18 protein-coding genes are annotated in these 19,111 nt (G+C 64.8%); 7 read left to right on the top strand and 11 right to left on the bottom strand.

Annotated features, from left to right (window positions below; genetic code table 11):
* Positions 1-208: 208 nt before the first annotated feature.
* The 5 genes from ruvA to ruvB are packed head-to-tail and all read left to right on the top strand — an operon-like array spanning position 209 to position 3,527.
* Entirely contained in the window at positions 209-811 is a 603-nt protein-coding gene (gene ruvA / locus LY632_RS14180; protein ID WP_234091761.1) for a Holliday junction branch migration protein RuvA, read from the top strand.
* Positions 811-1,278, top strand: coding sequence for a hypothetical protein (locus tag LY632_RS14175; RefSeq protein WP_234091760.1), 468 nt, complete (start codon positions 811-813; stop codon positions 1,276-1,278). Before ruvA ends, LY632_RS14175 begins: the two co-directional genes overlap by 1 nt.
* Entirely contained in the window at positions 1,265-1,849 is a 585-nt protein-coding gene (locus tag LY632_RS14170) for a DsrE family protein (protein ID WP_234091759.1), read from the top strand. Before LY632_RS14175 ends, LY632_RS14170 begins: the two co-directional genes overlap by 14 nt.
* 47 nt (positions 1,850-1,896) lie before the next feature.
* Complete coding sequence (locus LY632_RS14165; protein ID WP_234091758.1) at positions 1,897-2,499, top strand: hypothetical protein; 603 nt, start codon at positions 1,897-1,899, stop codon at positions 2,497-2,499.
* The gene (gene ruvB / locus LY632_RS14160) at positions 2,496-3,527 is read left to right on the top strand and encodes a Holliday junction branch migration DNA helicase RuvB (protein WP_234091757.1); all 1,032 of its coding nucleotides are present in this window, start codon (positions 2,496-2,498) and stop codon (positions 3,525-3,527) included. Before LY632_RS14165 ends, ruvB begins: the two co-directional genes overlap by 4 nt.
* 640 nt (positions 3,528-4,167) lie before the next feature.
* On the opposite strand, the gene LY632_RS14155 is transcribed toward ruvB, so the two are convergent.
* The 4 genes from LY632_RS14155 to LY632_RS14140 all read right to left on the bottom strand — a co-directional run bounded on the left by LY632_RS14155 (position 4,168) and on the right by LY632_RS14140 (position 9,739).
* On the bottom strand, positions 4,168-4,881 hold the full coding sequence (locus LY632_RS14155) for a hypothetical protein (RefSeq protein ID WP_234091756.1): 714 nt from the start codon (positions 4,879-4,881) through the stop codon (positions 4,168-4,170).
* Positions 4,882-5,024: 143 nt separating this feature from the next.
* Complete coding sequence (locus LY632_RS14150; RefSeq protein ID WP_234091755.1) at positions 5,025-5,537, bottom strand: rhodanese-like domain-containing protein; 513 nt, start codon at positions 5,535-5,537, stop codon at positions 5,025-5,027.
* 87 nt (positions 5,538-5,624) lie between these two features.
* Positions 5,625-8,300 (bottom strand): aconitate hydratase AcnA, encoded by a 2,676-nt coding sequence (gene acnA, locus LY632_RS14145; protein WP_234091754.1) that lies wholly within the window; start codon positions 8,298-8,300, stop codon positions 5,625-5,627.
* A 557-nt stretch (positions 8,301-8,857) separates the two neighbouring features.
* Positions 8,858-9,739: a DMT family transporter gene (locus tag LY632_RS14140; protein WP_234091753.1), complete on the bottom strand. Its 882-nt coding sequence runs from the start codon at positions 9,737-9,739 to the stop codon at positions 8,858-8,860.
* 158 nt (positions 9,740-9,897) lie between these two features.
* Between LY632_RS14140 and LY632_RS14135 the strand changes: the two genes are divergently transcribed.
* On the top strand, positions 9,898-11,301 hold the full coding sequence (locus LY632_RS14135; RefSeq protein WP_234091752.1) for a L,D-transpeptidase family protein: 1,404 nt from the start codon (positions 9,898-9,900) through the stop codon (positions 11,299-11,301).
* Positions 11,302-11,307: 6 nt separating this feature from the next.
* Here the strand turns inward: LY632_RS14135 and LY632_RS14130 are convergent, their stop codons facing one another.
* The 5 genes from LY632_RS14130 to LY632_RS14110 all read right to left on the bottom strand — a co-directional run bounded on the left by LY632_RS14130 (position 11,308) and on the right by LY632_RS14110 (position 16,714).
* Positions 11,308-12,018 carry a murein L,D-transpeptidase catalytic domain-containing protein gene (locus tag LY632_RS14130; protein WP_234091751.1) on the bottom strand — a complete coding sequence of 237 codons (711 nt, stop codon included), beginning with the start codon at positions 12,016-12,018 and terminating at the stop codon, positions 11,308-11,310.
* A 10-nt stretch (positions 12,019-12,028) separates the two neighbouring features.
* Positions 12,029-12,949, bottom strand: a complete 921-nt coding sequence (locus tag LY632_RS14125; RefSeq protein ID WP_234091750.1) for a histone deacetylase — start codon at positions 12,947-12,949, stop codon at positions 12,029-12,031.
* Positions 12,950-12,982: 33 nt separating this feature from the next.
* Positions 12,983-13,495 (bottom strand): thioredoxin family protein, encoded by a 513-nt coding sequence (locus LY632_RS14120; RefSeq protein ID WP_370636545.1) that lies wholly within the window; start codon positions 13,493-13,495, stop codon positions 12,983-12,985.
* A gap of 2 nt (positions 13,496-13,497) precedes the next feature.
* Entirely contained in the window at positions 13,498-14,634 is a 1,137-nt protein-coding gene (gene ispG / locus LY632_RS14115) for a flavodoxin-dependent (E)-4-hydroxy-3-methylbut-2-enyl-diphosphate synthase (RefSeq protein ID WP_234093257.1), read from the bottom strand.
* A gap of 283 nt (positions 14,635-14,917) precedes the next feature.
* On the bottom strand, positions 14,918-16,714 hold the full coding sequence (locus LY632_RS14110; protein WP_234091748.1) for a DUF885 domain-containing protein: 1,797 nt from the start codon (positions 16,712-16,714) through the stop codon (positions 14,918-14,920).
* Positions 16,715-16,855: 141 nt separating this feature from the next.
* On the opposite strand from LY632_RS14110, the gene LY632_RS14105 reads away from it, so the two are divergent.
* Positions 16,856-17,863: a CorA family divalent cation transporter gene (locus tag LY632_RS14105; protein WP_370636544.1), complete on the top strand. Its 1,008-nt coding sequence runs from the start codon at positions 16,856-16,858 to the stop codon at positions 17,861-17,863.
* 9 nt (positions 17,864-17,872) lie between these two features.
* Here LY632_RS14105 and LY632_RS14100 read toward each other — a convergent pair whose 3' ends face one another.
* The gene (locus LY632_RS14100) at positions 17,873-18,514 is read right to left on the bottom strand and encodes an NrsF family protein (protein ID WP_234091747.1); all 642 of its coding nucleotides are present in this window, start codon (positions 18,512-18,514) and stop codon (positions 17,873-17,875) included.
* Positions 18,515-18,516: 2 nt separating this feature from the next.
* On the bottom strand, positions 18,517-19,047 hold the full coding sequence (locus tag LY632_RS14095) for a sigma-70 family RNA polymerase sigma factor (protein ID WP_234091746.1): 531 nt from the start codon (positions 19,045-19,047) through the stop codon (positions 18,517-18,519).
* Between the last annotated feature and the right edge of the window lie 64 nt (positions 19,048-19,111).

Genomic DNA, 19,111 nt, shown 5'->3' with positions numbered 1-19,111 from the left:
CAAGGCGCGAAGACAGGGTGCCTCTGGCGAAGCCTGCACTCTCATCCGGGCTTGCGGCAATCGCAAATCTGGATTGGAAGTGCGGCTTCGCCGCCAGAACAGTATCTTCGCGGCTTAGCGCCTTTGCACGGAACACAATTGGTCCAACCCTGCGGACAAGGCACAACGGTCGCTGGCAATCACCGTCTGTTTGCGGCAGGAACAAATCATGATTGCCAAACTGAAGGGCCTGCTCGAAGAAACCGGCACCGACTGGGCGGTGATCGACGTGGCGGGCGTGGGCTATCTGGTCCATTGCTCGACCAAGACACTCAGCGCGCTGGGCGAGGTGGGCGAGGCCTGCACCGTCTACACCGACCTGCAGGTATCCGAAAACGACATGCGGCTGTTGGGCTTTGCCGACAGCGCCGAACGCGACTGGTTCCGCTTGCTGACACAGGTGCAGGGGGTGGGCAGCAAGGTCGGCCTGGCGATCCTCTCGGCACTGTCCGCCGGCGAGTTGCAGGCCGCCTGCGCCAATGGCGATGCCGCGATGGTCGCGCGCGCCAACGGCGTGGGGCCGAAGCTGGCGGGCCGGATCGTCAACGAGCTGAAGGACAAGGCGGGCGCGTTGCTCTCGTCCGGCGGTGTGGCGGGTGTCACGATCACGCGCGCGGGCAGCCACAGCGCCGACGCCGTCAGCGCGCTGGAAAACCTCGGCTTCAAACCAGCCGTCGCCGCCCGCGCCGTGGCACTGGCGCAAGGCGAGTTGGGCGAAGGCGCGAGCGAGGGCGAGCTGATCCGCGTGGCGCTGAAGAGGGCGGCGGGGTGATGCTCGGTTGGATCCGCCTTCTTGCTGCAATGGCTGCGTTCTGGATGCTTGCTCCTGCGGCAGCACTGGCCTGCACTTACCCGCGGCCCATCATCCTGAGTGCCCCGCCTGCAGCGGTCGAGGGTTTCACGGTCGTCAAGGTGCGGATCGTCAATGGACTGTGGCAGGAACACACGTTGGTGGCACTTGAAAGTGTCGTTGTCGAGGACTCCGCAGGCTTTGGCGAAGGGGCGCAGCTCCGTTTTATTGTGCCGGATGGCTGGCTGGAGGGTGCCTCGTGCTTGGCGCTCCCATGGGGAGATACCCTCGATGATGAGGGTCGGGGGATCGGGTATGTCCAGATCCGTGGTAGTGATCTCCCCGGGTTCTACATCCTGAGCTACCCTTCGTCGCGGAACGAGGGGCGACTGAAGCGCGCTCGCAAGGCCCCCGACTGGCGAGCAATCAGATTTGGTGAAGAGGGATGATGTCGAAATGACGGGATGGGATTTCACTCGAAGGTTGGGGCTGGCGCTACTGGCTCTCGGTTTTACCGTCCCCGCAGCCGCGCAGGATATGTCGGCCTTCACCATGGGACCGGTATTTGAGGATTTCGGGCCCGTCGCCGACATCCCTGATGCCGATTTCCAGATCCCCGAGGGGATGGAGTTCAAGGTCGCCTTCGACGTCGCCCGCCCGGCTGAGGAGGGCAAGCTCAACCGCGGGTTCGAATCCGCCGCGCGCTTCATCAACATGCATGACCGGATCGGGATCGAGCCGATGAAGAACCTCGCCGCGGTGGTGATCCATGGCCCGGCGGTGCTCGACCTGCTGACCGACGAAGCCTGGGCCGCGCGCGGCAAGGGCGAGGTCAACCCGTCTGCCGAGGCGGTGCGCCAGATGATCGACCAGGGTGTGCGCTTCATCGTCTGCGGCCAGAGCTCCGGCGCGCAAGGGGTGAACAAGGACGAGATGCTCCCCGGCGTGGAACTGGCCCTGAGCGCAATGACGGCACATGCTGTATTGCAGGGGCAGGGTTATTCGGTGAACCCGTTTTGAGGGGTATGATGACCGAGCATGAGCTAGCACCACTTTACTGTGATATAATGGAGGAGTTGAAGGCTCGGGTCACCACGATGTCCGAAGTTGCTTGGCATCTTCGTCCACCTTCCAACGCAAGTGAAAACCGACACTCCCATTTTATGTTTGAAGGTCTGTATCTCCAATTGAGGAAGGTTTGCGAATTGCTTTCCAGAGGCATGCTTGTGATTCAGGCTGCTGATCCTGCTTTTCCATTCCGCCGGTTCCAGAAGGAATATCGAGCCGACAAAATCTTTAAGGTGATTATCTTTAAGGTGATTCAAAACATGAACCCGCGTTGCTTTCCGCGACCGATATCAGGCGGGGCGTGGGTCGCTGGCTGCATTGAGCAGGTATATGAGCATTCACCTGTTTTCGATTACAAGGCGCTGAAGGACGCCTACGTGACATGCGACGGGGTGCTTCATGTTTGGAAACTCGACGTGCTTCAGAAGCCCAGATTGTCAGAGCTGAACCAAGATTTCGTGAAGTCGTGGGTAGAGCGTCTTTTAAATGGTCTGAACCATCACGTCGTCTCGCTACCGGTTGAGAATAGACACCTTTTTGTTCGAATGCATGATCCTGAGAACGGCAAAGTAAGTTGTAGTTTCGCGTCGAAAGCAAAATGACCGACCCCATCCCCCTCCACACGCCCCAGCGGCAGCCGGAAGACCCGGACGCGGCGCTGCGGCCCAAGTCGCTCGCCGAATTCGTCGGGCAGGCGGCGGCGAAGGGCAATCTTGCGGTGTTCATCGAGGCGGCGCGCAGCCGTGGCGAGGCGATGGACCATACGCTGTTCTTCGGTCCACCGGGGCTGGGCAAGACCACGCTGGCGCAGATCATCGCGCGCGAGCTGGGTGTGGGTTTCCGCGCCACCAGCGGGCCGGTGATCGCCAAGGCGGGCGACTTGGCGGCGCTGCTCACGAACCTTGAGCCGCATGATGTGTTGTTCATCGACGAGATCCACCGGCTCAATCCGGTGGTCGAGGAAGTGCTCTATCCGGCGATGGAGGATCGCGCGCTCGACCTGATCATCGGCGAGGGACCGAGTGCGCGCAGCGTACGGATCGATCTGCCGCCCTTCACCCTGATCGGGGCGACCACGCGGCAGGGCCTGCTGACGACGCCACTGCGTGACCGCTTCGGCATCCCGGTCCGGCTGAACTTCTACAATGAGGACGAGCTGGAGAAGGTCGTCACCCGCGGTGCCGGGCTGATGGGCCTCCCCATCGATCCTGCGGGCGCGCGCGAGATTGCCCGCCGTTCGCGCGGCACGCCGCGTGTCGCGGGCCGCCTGCTGCGCCGGGTGCGCGACTTTGCCGAGGTCGAGAAGGCCGTCACCGTCACGGCCGCCATCGCCGATGCGGCGCTGACCCGGCTGGAGGTCGACCGGCTGGGCCTCGATGCGATGGACCGGCGCTATCTCACCATGATCGCCGATATCTACAAGGGCGGCCCGGTGGGGGTGGAGACGCTGGCGGCGGGCCTCGCCGAGCCGCGCGACACGATCGAGGAAGTGGTCGAGCCGTTCCTGATCCAGCTCGGGCTGGTGGCCCGCACCGCACGCGGGCGTTGCCTTAACGATCGCGGGTGGGAGCATCTCGAACGGAGGCCGCCCGCCGGTTCGCAAACCGGCCTGTTCGGCGACGAGGCTTAACCATCCGGCAAGCTTTGCCCGGGATTCGGTGCCATTGCGGGACAAGGCGTTAGCCAACTCCCTGACCGGAGGCAAAAAATCGATCCGGAACGGCCTTTTCGTGGTTAACGTGATTGCCGCTTGAAGGGTGCGAATGTTCCAAGGGCAAGACGGGGATACGCCCACACCGGAAACGCCGGATGTGAGGAAAGCCCCAGCAGGAACAAAAGAGTTTGCCCATGTCGGTAAAAATGGCCCTGGCGAAACTGGCAGCAACCGCAGCAGGCGGTGCCTTGCTGGCAGGCGGTGCGGTGCGTGTCGCAGAACCGCAGGCGGAGACGGTCGATTACAAGGCGAAGTCGGTCAAGTCCGCGCCCGTCCGCTACATCAAGGAAGCCCCGCCCAAGAAGCGCAAGGTGGTCAAGACCGTGAAGCGCAAGGAGCGAACGATCGAACGCGTGGTAGAATGTGTGCCCGCCGGCTCGATGGGCGCAGGCGGCTCTGACAGCGACTATAGAGCCGGAGCGGGCACAGATGGCGCATACGGCGCTGGCGGTCCCTATGGCAGCGGTTCCGGAGCCCAGGGCGACTACGCCGGTGGGGCTTACGGCGGTAGCTATGGCGGCACCTTGCGCACGGTCTACACCTCGGGGGGCGCTGGCTATTGCGGTGGCGCCACCACCACGGTGGTCTCGGTTGCTCCGGCGGTCTTCCCTGTCGGCGGCGGCTTCGTCGGTGGCGGCGGCGGTGACGGCGGTGTGACCGTTGTCGGCGGCGGCGGCGGTTTTGGTGGCGGCTTTGGCGGAGGGTTCTTCGGCGGCTTCTTCGGAGGGGGCAGCTCGAGCGGCGGCAGCGTCGTGATCACCTCGACGACGACAACTTCGGGATCCAGCGGCGTAGCCAGTTCGACCTCGACCTCCAGCTCGTCGGGCGGCGAAAGCTCGTCGACAGGCGGCATCGTGATCGATATCGACATTGACAATTCTAGCTTCGGCGGTTCGACATCGACCTCGACTGGCGGTGTGACCAGCACCACCGGCGGGGTGACGAGCACTTCGTCCTCGACCACCGGCGGCGTCACCTCCACCACGACTTCGGGCAATGTCTCCAGCACGTCAGGGAATGTGACCAGTTCCAGCTCGTCTTCCTCGTCGAGCAGCTCCAGCTCATCGTCGTCGAGCAGCTCCTCATCGAGCAGCAGTTCTTCGAGCGGCGGCATTTCGACCTCGGGTTCGAGCTCGGGCAACATGACCAGTTCGACCAGCAGCTCGTCGTCTTCCTCGTCGTCGAGCAGCAGTTCCTCGTCGAGCAGCTCGTCTTCATCGACTTCAGGATCGACCAGCGGCACGCCGGTCCCGGCTCCGCCGATGACCATCCTGTTCGGCCTCGGCGCTGCGGCCGTGTTCGGTCGCCGCAAGTGGAAGAAGAAGTAACTTCCGCTCGAACGGTCTTACGAGACACCACTGATGGGGCGCGTTCCGGCAAGGAATGCGCCCCCTTTTTCTTGAAGACTACAGGCTAGGGTTGCTCTGCGATAGAGCTCACCCACGCGACATCGCGTCGTTCGACCACATCGGCGAGCTCCCAGATATTGGTGTAGCCATAGCCATAGAGGTTGATGAAGGTCGGGATATTGAGCGCCAGCGGGGCACGTTTGGTCACCACCGGAACGACATTGTCGCTGAAGTTGTTGTTGCAATAGATCAGGATCGGGCGGTCCTTGTCATCGCCCAGTACCTTGACCAGCTTTTCGTCGGTGAAGTCGGAAAAGGGCAGGTTGATCGCGCCCTCGATGTGCCCAAGCGCGAAAGCGGTCTCGCTGCGCGCGTCGAGCAGGATCACGCCTTCCTGCTGTGCGAGGCTGAGGAACTGCGTCAGCGGGATCCGCCGTGTCTCGCGATAGGGCGCGACTTCCGCTGTCAGCTTCTCGAACGCAGCGTAGTCGATCAGCAGATTGTCAGGTGCCTCCTGTGCCTGCAGCGGCGCGGCCGCCCATGCCAGGGCGGCAATCAGGGTCAATCTTGTTCGCATGGTCCCACTCCTTCGCAGCGCGAAATTGCGCGACGCAGAGTGGACCGGGGCTGAACACATGGTCCAGCCCCGTATTTGTGGGTATCCTCAGTTCGCGGCGAGGTTGCGCAGCACGTAGTGGAGGATGCCGCCGTGCCGGTAATACTCCATCTCGTTCGCGGTATCGATGCGCGAGCGGGCGGTGAAGCTGAAGCTGGTGCCGTCCTCGCGGGTGACTGCCACTTCGATATCCTGGCCCGGGACCATGTCGGCGATGCCGTGGATGGTGAAGCTGTCGGTGGCGGTGAGGCCCAGCGTCTCGCGGGTGTCGCCGTCCTTGAACTGCACCGGCAGCACGCCCATGCCAACGAGGTTGGAGCGGTGGATGCGCTCGAAGCTCTCGACGATGACTGCGCGCACGCCCAACAGGATGGTGCCCTTGGCCGCCCAGTCGCGGCTCGAGCCTGTGCCGTATTCCTTGCCGCCGATCACGACCAGCGGCGTTCCGTCGGCCTTGTGCTTCATGGCGGCGTCGTAGATCGCCATCTGCTCGCCATTGTAGCTGGTGAAGCCGCCTTCGACGCCCGGGACCATTTCGTTCTTGATGCGGATATTGGCAAAGGTGCCGCGCATCATCACTTCATGGTTGCCGCGGCGGCTACCGTAGGAGTTGAAGTCCGCCTTGGCGACCTGATGTTCCTGCAAATAGGTGCCGGCCGGGCTGTCAGCCTTGATCGAGCCTGCGGGGCTGATGTGGTCGGTGGTGACCGAATCGCCCAGGATCGCCAGCGGCTTGGCATCGACGATGTCTTGCAACGGGGCAGGGGTCATGGTCATGCCTTCGAAGTAAGGCGGGCTGGCGACATAGGTGCTGGTCGGGTTCCAGCGATAGGTGTCGCTGGCTTCGACCTTGATGGCCTGCCAATGCTCGTCGCCCTTGTAGACATCGGCATAGCGGGTTTCGAACATGTCGCGGTCGATCGAATTGGCGCGCAGGTCCGCGATCTCGAGATTGCTCGGCCAGATATCTTTGAGGAAGACGTCGTTGCCGTCCTGGTCCTGCCCGATCGGGGTGGTGGTGATGTCTTCGGTCACCGTGCCCTTCAGGGCATAGGCCACCACCAGCGGCGGCGAAGCGAGGAAGTTGGCACGCACGTCGGGCGAGACGCGGCCTTCGAAGTTGCGGTTGCCGGAAAGGACCGAGGCAGCGACAATATCATTGCCGTTGATCGCCTTGCTGATCGGCTCGGCCAGCGGGCCGGAATTGCCGATGCAGGTGGTGCACCCATAGCCGACGAGATCGAAGCCGATCGCATCGAGATGCTCTTGCAGCCCGGCCTTGACCAGATAGTCGGTCACCACCTGCGATCCGGGAGCGAGCGAGGTCTTGACCCAGGGCTTGGGCTTGAGGCCCTTCTCATGCGCCTTCTTGGCGACGAGGCCGGCGGCGATCAGCACGTCCGGGTTGGAGGTGTTGGTGCAGCTGGTGATAGCGGCGATCACCACGTCGCCGTCGCCGATGTCGTGGTCCTTGCCGTCTACAGCGACGCGGGCCGGGGCCGACTTGCCATAAACCTTGCTGAGGTCGCTGTTGAACAGCTCGTCGACCTCGGGGAGGATAACCTTGTCCTGCGGCCGCTTGGGCCCGGCAAGCGAGGGGACGACAGCGCCGACGTCGAGCGACAGGGTCTTGGTGAAGACCGGCTCATTCTCCGGCGTGAACCACATGCCCTGTTCTTTCGAATAGGCTTCGACGAGGGCAATGGCATCCTCGTCGCGGCCGGTCAGGCGCAGGTAGTCGAGCGTCTTGTCGTCGACCCCGAAGAAGCCGCAGGTCGCGCCGTATTCGGGCGCCATATTGGCGATGGTGGCACGGTCGGCGAGGCTGAGATTGGAAACGCCCGGGCCGTAGAACTCGACGAAACGGCCGACAACGCCGACTTCGCGCAGCATCTGCACACAAGTCAGCACCAGGTCGGTCGCGGTCACGCCTTCGGCCATCTTGCCGGTCAGCTTGAAGCCGACCACTTCGGGAATCAGCATGGAGACCGGCTGGCCGAGCATGGCGGCCTCGGCTTCGATCCCGCCGACACCCCAGCCCAGCACCCCGAGGCCGTTGATCATGGTGGTGTGGCTGTCGGTGCCGACGCAGGTGTCGGGATAGGCGACATTGGTGCCATCCTGGTCGACCGAGGACCACACGCCCTTGCCGATATGCTCCAGGTTGACCTGGTGGCAGATACCGGTGCCCGGAGGCACGGCGGAGAAGTTCCGGAAGCTCTTGGAACCCCACTTGAGGAAGTCGTACCGCTCGGCATTGCGGGCATATTCGAGTTCGACGTTCTTTTCGAAGGCCTTGGGGTGGCCGAATTCGTCGACCATCACCGAGTGGTCGATCACCAGGTTGACCGGCACCTGCGGATTGATCTTGCTGGTATCACCGCCGAGCTTGGCAATGGCATCGCGCATGGCGGCCAGATCGACCACGCAAGGGACGCCGGTGAAGTCCTGGAGCAGCACGCGGGCCGGGCGATACTGGATCTCGCTGCCGGTGACGGGGTTCTTCTGCCAGTCGGCAATGGCCTGGATGTCCGCCGTCGAGACCGTGAACCCGTCGTCCTCGAAACGGAGCAGGTTTTCCAGCAGGACCTTCATGCTGAACGGCAGCTTCGACACGTCGCCGATGGTCGCTTCGGCCTTGGCGAAGGAATAATAGGCGTAGTCCTTGCCATTGACGCTGAGCGTGCTGCGGGTTCCGAGCGTGTCCTTGCCGACCTGGGTCATCCGGGGTCCTTTCTGAGCGGTTCATGGAGGGGCGGCGCGGCACGCGCGCTGCGCCCGAGGATTTCGCCTGCGCCCTGCGCTTTTGCGCGCCGCAGGTCAAGGTTCGGCGCATGCGGTGGGGCTGTTACAACTGTTTACTGGTTCATAGCCGTAAAATGCGCCAATGGCGTGCCACGTCAGCGTAATGAGCGCGACGCAGTGACACTTCTGACATCATCGGGGCAACAGGGCGTCCAGAGCGATAGCCACACCAAGCGCGTGCATGCCCAATTCAGGACAAGCGTGCTGTCCGCTGTTTTGCTGGTGGCGGCGAACTTTGCTGCTGCCGTGATATTCTCGGATAGCCCGCCTGACGCACAGTCTGTGAAGGCTGGTGCAGGCAGCCGCTAAGGAGGCCCTGTCTGCAAAGAGCTAAACGCCCGGCGTCACGCTACCGGGCCAGATGCCGGGTACTTCGGGTCGCCTACTTCCTGACCGGCCAAAAGGCTGGCAGGATCTTTCGAGCCTGCCCGGCGGCCGCTCCTCCTGGGGGCAGGGGAGCGGCCATTTCCCGGTTCTCAGATCGTGCTTTGCTCGGTCGGTGCGCGCGCAGCGATCCAGCAACCGATCACGATCAAGACTGTGCCGGCGATGGTTGGCACAGTCACCGCCTCGCGGAAAAACAGCCAGCCGAACAGCGCGGCCCAGAGGAATCCCGAATATTCGATGGGGACCAGCGCTTGCGCTTCGGCCCGGGCATAGGCCCAGGCGAGAGCCGCAGCTGCGCAGACGGTTAGGAGGGCCGATGCCGCAATATGCATGGCTGCTTCGGCCTCAGGCAGGACCAACAGCCAAGGTGCTGCCAGACCAAGTAGCACAGCCGAAACTCCGCTATGGAAGGTCGCCACCTCTGCCGGCCCCGCCAGCTGCGATTGCTGCCGGATCAGGATGAAGTTCCAGGCGTAGAGCAGCGCCGAAAACAGCAATGCCGCCAGTCCCCACCACATCTCCTGCGTGGCCTGTTCCCGGCCCAGCTTGCCACCGATGATCACCAGCGTGCCCGCGAAGCCGAGGATAGAGGCAAAGATCGCCTCTCGCTTGATCCTTTCGCCCAGCAACACCGCCGCGAGATAGAGCGCAATCAGCGGAGCGATGAAGGAGATGGCGATCGCCTCGGCAATGGGCAGCTTCGTCAGCGCGTAGAAGAAGCTCAGCGCCATGAAGGCCGACACCGTCCCGCGCAGCAGGTGGAGCCGCAAGGCGGGCCTGTGCGGCCACTTGCCACCCATCCCCAGCCACACCGGGGCGACCAGCGCCAGCCCCAAGGCAGACCGCAACCACGCCGCGCTATAGGCACCCACCGCCAGCGATGCGCCCTTCATGAAAGCATCCATCAGCGACAGCATGCCGACGCCGGCCAGCGTCAGGAAGAACGGCATCAGGGGGTGGTCGCGGTGCATAGCGCGCCCTTAAGCGGGGATGGCTTTCGCGTCACGCTTGCAAGTGAATTCAGCTTGCGGAAAGCGAGCATGCTTGAAGGACGATGGTGAATGCGGCAAAATTGCCGTGACCAAGGCGGCAAATGGTTCTGGCCGTGCGATACTGGGGCTGAAGTGTGATGACGAAGTCGGTGGTGAAATCCGTTCTCCTGCTAGGTGCAAGCTTGGCGCTGCCGATGGCGGCGATAGCGCAGGACGCCCCCGAGGACCTCCTGCCGCCGGAGACCGCGCCCGCGATCGCTGCCGAACAGCCGCCGCTGGAGGCCGAGTATGACACTCCGACCCAGGGCAGCGTTGCCGAAGCCTTCAAGGACGAGTTTCCTGCGGCCAAGCAGGTTGACCCCGCTGTGCAGGGCTGGAGCCTGGAGAAAGCCACCGCCCTCGTCACCCTGATCGAGAAGATCGATGCGGAAGGCTTGCGTCCGGCCGACTATGACGCGCCGGGGCTTCAGGCGCTGATCGCAGCCGGTCCCGGCGCAGCGCTCGATGCCGGTGCGAGCCAGCGCTACATCTGGCTGATCGAGGACATGCGCGACGGGCGGACCCCGATGTCGGGCCGCAAGCAGTGGTTCGTGATGGACCCCGATGCCGACCGCATGCCGTCGGCGACGGTGCTCAAGCAGGCGCTCCAGTCGGGTGACCTGATGGGCACGCTGCAGGGCCTCGCCCCGCTGCATCCCGACTACGCCGTGCTCAAGCAGGCACTCGCCGCTGCGACCCCGGGCACGTCGCAGTACAAGCAGATCCAGGCCAATATGGACCGCTGGCGCTGGTTGCCGCGCGATCTCGGCGGCCAGTACCTGATGACCAACGTGCCGGAGTACCAGCTGCGCCTGACGGTCAATGACAACATCATGGCCACCTTCCGCACCGTCGTCGGCAAACCGGGAAGAACGGCCACGCCACAGCTTGCCGAGCTGGTCGAAGGCGTCGTACTCAACCCGACCTGGACCGTGCCGCAGAGCATCGTCAAGGGCGAAGGGCTGGGCGCGAAGGTGCTGGGCAATCCGGCTTGGGCCAAGTCGGCCGGTTATACCGCGACCCGGGGCGCCAATGGCTTCGTTACCGTCGTTCAGCAGCCGGGCCCGGGCAATTCGCTCGGCCGCATGAAGCTCGACATGCCCAACCGGCACGCGATCTTCGTCCATGATACGCCCAGCCGTCACCTGTTCGGCGCGACCGAACGGGCGCTGAGCCATGGTTGTATCCGCACGGAAGACGCGGTGAAGCTGGCGCTGACTCTGGCGATCCTGCAAGCGGGCATCACCGCCGATGAAGGCCTCGCCCTGCTCAACAGCGGCAAGTACACCCGCGTCGCGTTCCAGAAGCCGATGCCGGTCTACATCACCTATTTCACCATGGCGACGGACATCGAGGGCAAGCTCTCGACCTTCAAGGACATCTATGGCCGCGACGATGCGGTGGTGGCGAGCTTCAACGCCGCCCGCGTGGCCAACCGTCCGCGCGTGACCGACGAGCAGGTCATTGTCATCGAAGACGACCTGCGCGACGCCGCGCCGTAGGCTTTCCTAGTAAACGCCCGGGTTGGCGAGGTCCTCGCCAGTCGGGTCCTCTGGCAGCAGCAGCGCGAGGTCGCCCGGCTGCGGGCGGGTCACCAGGCTGCCGTCTTCGGCCCAACCCAGGCTGTCGGCATAGAGCAACCGTCCGCCTGACAGGGTGAGCAGCGCGGTGCGGAAGTCTTCCTCGCTCAGCGCGAAGCAGCCGTTGGAACGGCCCAGCCGGCCGTAGCGCGCCAGATGCTCGGGCTCGGCATAGGCGGCGCGGTGCATCACGATATAGCGTTGCAGCGCGTTGTTGTTGGTCTCGTCCAGCCCGCCGAGCCGGACCGAGGTGCCATAGCGGCCCTTGTACCATTCCCAGGTGACATAGGCCCCCTTGCTGGTGGCGTTGGAACCTTCGACATTGGAGTAGGTCTTGAGCCAGCCGTCATGCTCCGGGTCCGAACCTGTGCCGTGGCTGACGCGGAAGCTTTCGACCCGTTGCTGCTCGAGATGGACGAAGTGGAAGCGCGGCTCGCTCGAACGCAGGCCGAAGTCGGCGATCCCGACTACATCCTGTTTCCAGATCACGCTGCCGGCCTTTTCGAGCTGCTCCTTGGCCAGTGCGAAAAGCTTGCGATCCCGCACGCTGCCCGGCGCGACCTGCGCATGCAATTTTACCGGCAGCGCGGAGAGCGCGCCCAGTGCCAGAGTGCCCTTGAGAAGATTGCGACGATTCATGCTGTTCATGTTAGACGCAGTTGGCTGAATCAATGCTTGCCTTGGCAAGCCGCCCAGCGCCGAAGCGTGTGTTTTCTGCGGCCATCGCCAGCATCGAGCGGGCATGCCGCGCCGCTACCGCACGCTGGTCCTCGCCGTAGCCGCCGCCCAGCGCGCTCGCGACAGGCATGCCGCGGCTGCGCGCCTGGTTGACGACATAGCGGTCGCGGGCCTCCAGCCCCGTATCGCTCAGTGCCAATCGCCCCAGCTTGTCTTCGCCATGAGGGTCAACCCCGGCCTGATAGAGCACCAGATCGGGGCGGACCCTGTCCAGCAACGGCGGCAGGTGCTGCGCCAGCGCAGCCAGATAGGCCTCGTCGCCCGTCCCGTCGGGCAAGGCGACATCATGGTCGGAGCGCGCCTTGCGCACCGGGAAGTTCTTGTCCGCATGGATGGAAAAGGTGACGATATCCTCGCGTCCGGCGGTCAGGCTGGCGGTGCCGTCGCCCTGGTGGACGTCGAGATCGACCACCAGCACCCGGCGCGCATCGCCCTCGGCGATCAGGCGATTGGCGGCAACCGCCAGGTCGTTGAACACGCAATAGCCCGCACCGGTGTCATGCAGCGCATGATGGCTCCCCGCCGCGCTGTTGGCGGCATAGCCGTGCTCCAGCGCCAGCTTTGCGGCGAGCCAGGTGCCGCCATTGGTGTGCCGCACCCGGTCGCGGATATGCGCGGTAACCGGGAAGCCGATCCGCCGCTCCTTCTCGCGCGGGACGGAGAGGCTGAAGACCTCCTCTACATAGAGCGGGCAATGGACCGCCTCGAGCCATGCGCGCGGCATCGGTTCGGGCGCGTGTTCGGTGATGGGCTGGCCGCTGGCCCGGAGTGCTTCCATGACGAGGAAGTACTTGTCGAACCGGAACGTCCCCCGCTCCGGGCGCGGGGCCATGTAGTCGGCGTGGTGGACAACGTGGAGCAGCGGTCAGGCCCCCGCCAAAGCCGCGGTGAAGCCAGCCAATTCCTCGTAAATCTCGTCTTCGCTGCGGCTGGCGGCGTTGCGCCAGCTCTTGGCGGTGTCGGCGTTGAGCTGGCGGCCTTTGCTGTCGAGAATCAGCAGCGTCGGCGTGCCCGTGATATCCTCGACCCCGAAGCGCGCGGCGATGTCGAGGTTACGACCCTCGCCGCTTTGCGGGTGGCCCGCGTCGACATAGACCACTTCGTAGCGCTCGCTCACCAGTGCGGAGAAACGTTCGGTCTGAAGCCATCCGGCCAGCGCGCGGCTGTCATGGCACCAGTTGGCACCGAGCACGATCATGACCAGCGTGCCACGATCCGCCGCTTGCAACAGCGCCGCATCGACGGCGGCTGTGGCGTCGATTTCAGCGTCGTATGGAACCGCATCCGGGCGTATCTCCACCACATCGGCGAGAGATTCCTCCGCCACCGCCAAGGTGGGCACAACCGAAATGGTCAGCGCAGCGGCGCCCAGTGCCAACCTCACTCCGCCGCCTCGGTCGCTTCGCCCGCGTCGCTCATCCCGTCCTCGATCTCTGCGGCCTTCTTCTCGACCAGCGCCACGAGGTGATCGAGCATCGCCGCGTCTTCGACATGGTGGTCGGTCACGCCGCTGAGATAGACCATGTGCTTGCCCTTGCCACCGCCGGTGAGGCCGATGTCGGTCTCGCGCGCTTCGCCCGGGCCGTTGACGACGCAGCCGAGCACCGAAAGGCTCATCGGGGTCTTGATGTGTTCGAGCCGCTTCTCCAGCGCCTCGACCGTGCGGATGACGTCGAAGCCCTGGCGCGAGCAGCTCGGGCAGGAGACGATCCGCACGCCGCGGGTGCGCAGGCCGAGCGCCTTGAGGATTTCGAAGCCGACCTTGACCTCCTGCTCCGGCTCGGCGCTCAATGAGACGCGGATGGTGTCGCCGATGCCCGCCCACAGCAGGCTGCCGATGCCGATCGAGGACTTGACCGTCCCGCCAATCAGCCCGCCAGCCTCGGTAATGCCCAGATGCAGCGGGCAATCGACCGCTTCGGCGAGGCCCTGGTAGGCGGCAACGGCGAGGAACACGTCGCTCGCCTTCACCGCCACCTTGTATTCGTGGAAATCGTGGTCCTGCAGCAGCTTGATATGGTCGAGCGCGCTTTCGATCAGGGCCTCGGGGCAGGGCTCGCCGTATTTCTCCAGCAGGTCCTTCTCGAGGCTGCCGGCGTTCACGCCAATGCGGATCGCGCAGCCATTGGCCTTGGCGGCGCGGACGACTTCGGCGACGCGTTCGGACGAGCCGATATTGCCGGGATTGATCCGCAGGCAGGCCGCGCCTGCATCCGCCGCCTCGAGCGCGCGCTTGTAGTGGAAGTGGATGTCGGCAACCAGTGGCACGCGCGACGCCTTGGCGATCTTGCGGAAGCTCGCCGTGGCCTCTTCGGTGGGGCAGGAAACGCGGATGATATCCGCCCCTGCCTCCTCGCAGCGGCGGATCTGGTCGATCGTCGCCACCGCATCTTCCGTCGGGGTGTTGGTCATGGTCTGCACCGTGATCGGCGCATCGCCGCCGACGGGAACATTGCCGACCATGATCTGGCGGCTCTGGCGGCGCATGACCGTGCGCCAGGGGCGGATGGCATTCATACTCACGCTTGGTTTCCTGACCGGATGTCACACATGTCACACTGTCCTGACGGAGAAATGTAGGGTGTGACAGTTGCTGTTGCACCGCCGATATGGCGACAGCTTTGCAGTTTGGGGAGAGAGCGGCTCATGGTCCCTTCCTAGCAGCTAGGTCACGGGTAGGAAACGCTCCAGAATTCAACCCATCACCCCGGACTTGATCCGGGGTCCCGCTGCCCTTTGCTGGTGCGTCCGAAGAAAAGCGGGATCCCGGGTCAAGCCCGGGATGACGAGGGTGAAGTTCCTACTTCGCCAGCTGCGCCGGCACGAACTCCTCGCGCACGGCCTTGGCGATCAGGTCGAGCGGGATGATGCCCTGGCTCAGCAGGAAATTGTTGAAGGCGAGCCGGTCGAACTTCTCGCCCAGCGCCAGCTCGGTCTCGACCCGGAGGTCGATCAGCTTGCGATAGCCGTAGTAATAGCTGCCCGCCTGGCCCGGGGCGCGGAACTGGTAGCGGTCCAGCTCCTGCTTGACCATGCCGGGCGAGAAGCCGACTTCCTCGCGCAGCACCCGGCCCGCTTCCTCGCGGCTGATCATGCCCAAATTGAGCATCGGGTCGAGCATCGCCCGCGCGGCGCGAAGCTGGCGGAACTGCAAGGCAATCAACTGCCCCTCGACCGGCTCCAGCGGCAGCATCTCGGCCTCGGCATAGAGCGCCCAGCCTTCGACATTGGTGCTGTTGAAGGCATAGAGCAGCCGGGCGAGGCTGACGCCCTGCTTCACCAGCGCGGCGAACTGCATCTCGTGGCCAGGCCGCGCCTCGTGCGCGCTCAGCGTCCAGGCGGCGGCGGGGTGGTTGAAATCGTCATAGGCGTCACCGTCGCCCGCGGTCGGGTTGCCGGCGGTAAGAATGAACTGGCCCTGCTCGCCGGTGTTGCCGATCAGCCGCGGCGGCGACATGTGCGGCGCAGGCTGGGCTGCGGCTTCGGCCGGGCTGGCGAGCCGCATCTGGAGCTGGGTATCGGGCAGGGTGGCAATCCCTGCGGCGACCATCTTCTCCTCGATCTTGGCGTTGATGTCGCGGTAGTAGGCCTCGATCTGGTCGTTGGGGATGGTCTGTTTCTTCAGTTGGTTCAGCACCCCGATATAGTCGGTCTCGGCGAAGCCGAACTTGGCCGCGACTTCGGGCGCGAGCGCATCCATCTGCGCGCGCAACTCGTAATAGCCGCGCCGGGCCTGGGCCATCGCCTCCTGCGGGTCGATATCGATGCCCACGCGGCGCAGGTTCAGTGCGTAAAGTTCCCGGGGCATGGGCGCGGTGGTGCGCGCGGCGGGCAGCACGGTGGCAGTGGTCCACTGGCCGTAATCGGCAAACTGCGCATCCATCGCCTTCAGCGCCTTGTCGGCGCCCTTGACCTTGAAGCGGGTGAACAGCTCGCGGATGCCGGCGGCATAGGTCGGATACTTTGCGACCGCATCGCGCACCTCGACATCATAGGGCCCGGTCTTGCCGTCACCCTGGCTGGCGAGGAAGCGCGCCTTGGCCTGCTCCGTCAGCGCGGTGGTGCCTTTATAGGTGCCGGTGTAGCGCTGCAGCAGTTCGACGGCCTTCTGCTGCCGCTCGGGCGAAATGCGCTCGTCAAGCAGGTTGGAGACGCCGAAGTAGATCGCCTCGGGCACGTCGGTCCAGTCGAGCATGAGCTTCCTGTTGAGCTCGACCCCGGCAATGCTCTCGTCGAGCGAACCGATCAGGATCTCGAGATCCTGCTTCACATAGGGATCGCTCTCTGTGCCGAGAGCGGCGACGAATTCGGCGCGCAGCGCTCGCGCCCCGGCGAGATAGCGCTCGTCGCGGTCGGCGGCGAGGTCGAATGCCAGCCCGTCATATTGCTCGTAACCGGTCGAGGATGCGCCCTCGGGCGAGAAGCTGGCGTCGAAGGCGATCAGTTTCTGGGTGTAGGCGTTGGAGGTTTCGACCCATGCCGGGCTGGCGGGTGCCGCAGCGGTGGCGGTGTCGTCCTGGGCATAGGCGGGGGCAGCGCTCAGCGCGGTGCAGGCAAGAGCCCCGGCGATGGCGAGGGCGGAAACGAAATGGCGCATGGGTTCTCTCCGGCAAATCTGTGCGGCAGGGGGTGCGCCAATCCGCCACCCGGCGCAAGGTCGTTCGTCGAAGCGGGTTCATTGCTCGACTGATTGGGCTGCGGACTTGCCTCTGCGCCGGTTTGCGGGTTGAAGGACGCCATGATGACCGATGCTCCCGCTCCCGATGGCACCGACAATGGCCCGCTGCTGTTCGCCCGGGTGCTCGATGGCAAGGGCGGGGGCCGCCCGATCGGCTGGGACATGCTAAGCACCTGGCAGCCCGCCGCTCCGGGCGAAGTGCTGTGGGTGCATCTCGTCCGCCACGAGGCCGGGGTTGCGGAACTGCTGCGTGGCGGCTTCGGCATCCCCGATCCGACCGCCGAACTTCTGACCAGCGATGCCACCCGCCCGCGCGCCTTCCGTGAAGGCGAGACGCTGGTGGCGACGCTGCGCGGGATCAATTTCAATCCCGGCGCCGAACCCGAGGACATGGTCTCGATGCAATTGTGGAGCGATGGCCAGCGGGTGGTCACTCTACGCCGCCTGCCGCTGCAATCCCCGCGCGAGATTCTCGCGGATGTCGATGCGGGGAAGGGGCCGACCGACGCCGGGGCACTGGTCACGACACTGGTCGAGCACATCATCGCCCGGGTCGATCACGTCATCATCGACCTCAACGAGCAGATCGACGCCTGCGACCACGATGGCGGGATGATGCAGGCCCCGGCCCTGATCGACCAGATCGCCGAGATCCGCCACGCCTGCCTCGCGCTCAAGCGGCACATGGGGCCGATGCATGTCGCGCTGGAATCGATCGGCCGCGACGCGCCCGGCTGGTTCGAGGACCATGACCGGCGGGCGATGACCGACGCGATCCACCGGCTGCGGCGCGATCTCGACGACATCGACGCCAGCAAGGAAAGCGCAGTGGTGATGCTCGACGACCTGCGCGCCCGGGCGGTGTCGGGCTCGCAGCGGACCACGTTTGTGCTGACGGCCGTCGCCACCATTTTCATGCCGCTGACCTTCATTACGGGGCTGCTCGGCAGCAATATCGGCGGCATACCCGGCAGCGATCACCCGCAGGCGTTCTGGATCCTCAGCGGTGTCTGCACGGCGATCCTGGCGGTGCAGTTGTTCATGTTCTGGAAGTGGAAATGGCTGTGACGGCGGCGGCTACCAGCGGATCAGCCGTGGCAGGACCAGCCGACCCAGCGCGCCGCAGATCGGCACCGGCAGGACATGCCAAAGCCCCAGGTGGGCGACGCCGTCGATGGGGCAGGTGATGCCATAGGCGAAGCTGCCGATGGCGCCTGCCGCGATCCCGGCGAAGAGGCCGGCCGTCTGTGTCGACACCGGTGCCCCACGCTTGAGCCAATAGCCCAGCGCGACAAAGCTGAGCGCCGAGGTGGCCACGCCCGAGGTCAGGCAATGTATGCTGTGCTCATCGGCCAGCCCGGCGAGGCCTGCACCGGTCACGAAGGCGATCACCAGCGCAGTCAACGGCAGCACCGCGACCATGGCGGCGGCCCATTTGGGCGCATCCTGCCGGTTGCCGACCGCAGGCCGTGCCAGCGCGATGGCGGCCGTGGCACTGGCGAGCCCGAGCATGAGCAGCAGCCCGTGGGTGACGAAGAAGAACGGTGCGGCCTCACCGGTCAGCATCCCGCTCCAGAAGCCTGCCGCCAGCCAGACGCTCAGCAATGTCCCGGCGGTCGCCGCCGCCACCAGCGCCAGTCCGCTGCGCATGCGCATGGGGCGAATGGGGGTTAGGTCTTCGGCAAGCTGCGCGATCAGCGCCTGGTTGGACCGGTTCATTGTCATTCTGCCTTTTCGATCATGGCCGCGAGCTTCTTGAGCCCGCGATGGATATTCACTTTGACCAGGCTTTCGCTCTGGCCGGTTCGGGCGCTGGCCTCGGTGATCGAGAGACCCTCGATCTTGACCAGCTCGATCACTTCGACCTGCCCCGGCGGCAGGTTCACGAACAGCCGTTCGAGGCTGAGCCGCGCGAGTACCGCCTCTTCGCTGCTCTCTTCCGGCGCGTCCCAGTCTTCCAGCTGGTCGGTCTCGCTGCGGTATACCTTGCGCAGGTGATCGACCCAGCGATAGCGCGCGATAGCGGCGAGCCAGGGCAGGAAGGCGCGGGCTCCGTCCCAGCTGGCCCGCTTGTGATGCAGCGCGAGCAAAACGTCCTGCACCAGATCGTCGAGCTGGTGCGGCGGCACCCGGCGGCGGAAATAGCGCTGCAGCCAGCCCGCGCATTCGCCGAGCAGCACAGTGTAGGCGTGCTTGTCGCCCTGCTGCGATTGCCGCATCAATTGCGCCAGCGTGGTTTCGTCGGCAATCACCGTTGGTCCTCGCCCGGGGTCATGGGCGGCTATTCGTCGGGACAGCGAACCGGGTTACAGCGGC

Source organism: Erythrobacter sp. SDW2, assembly GCF_021431965.1.
GTDB lineage: Bacteria > Pseudomonadota > Alphaproteobacteria > Sphingomonadales > Sphingomonadaceae > Parerythrobacter.
This window is presented reverse-complemented; position numbering and strand designations above follow the sequence as displayed.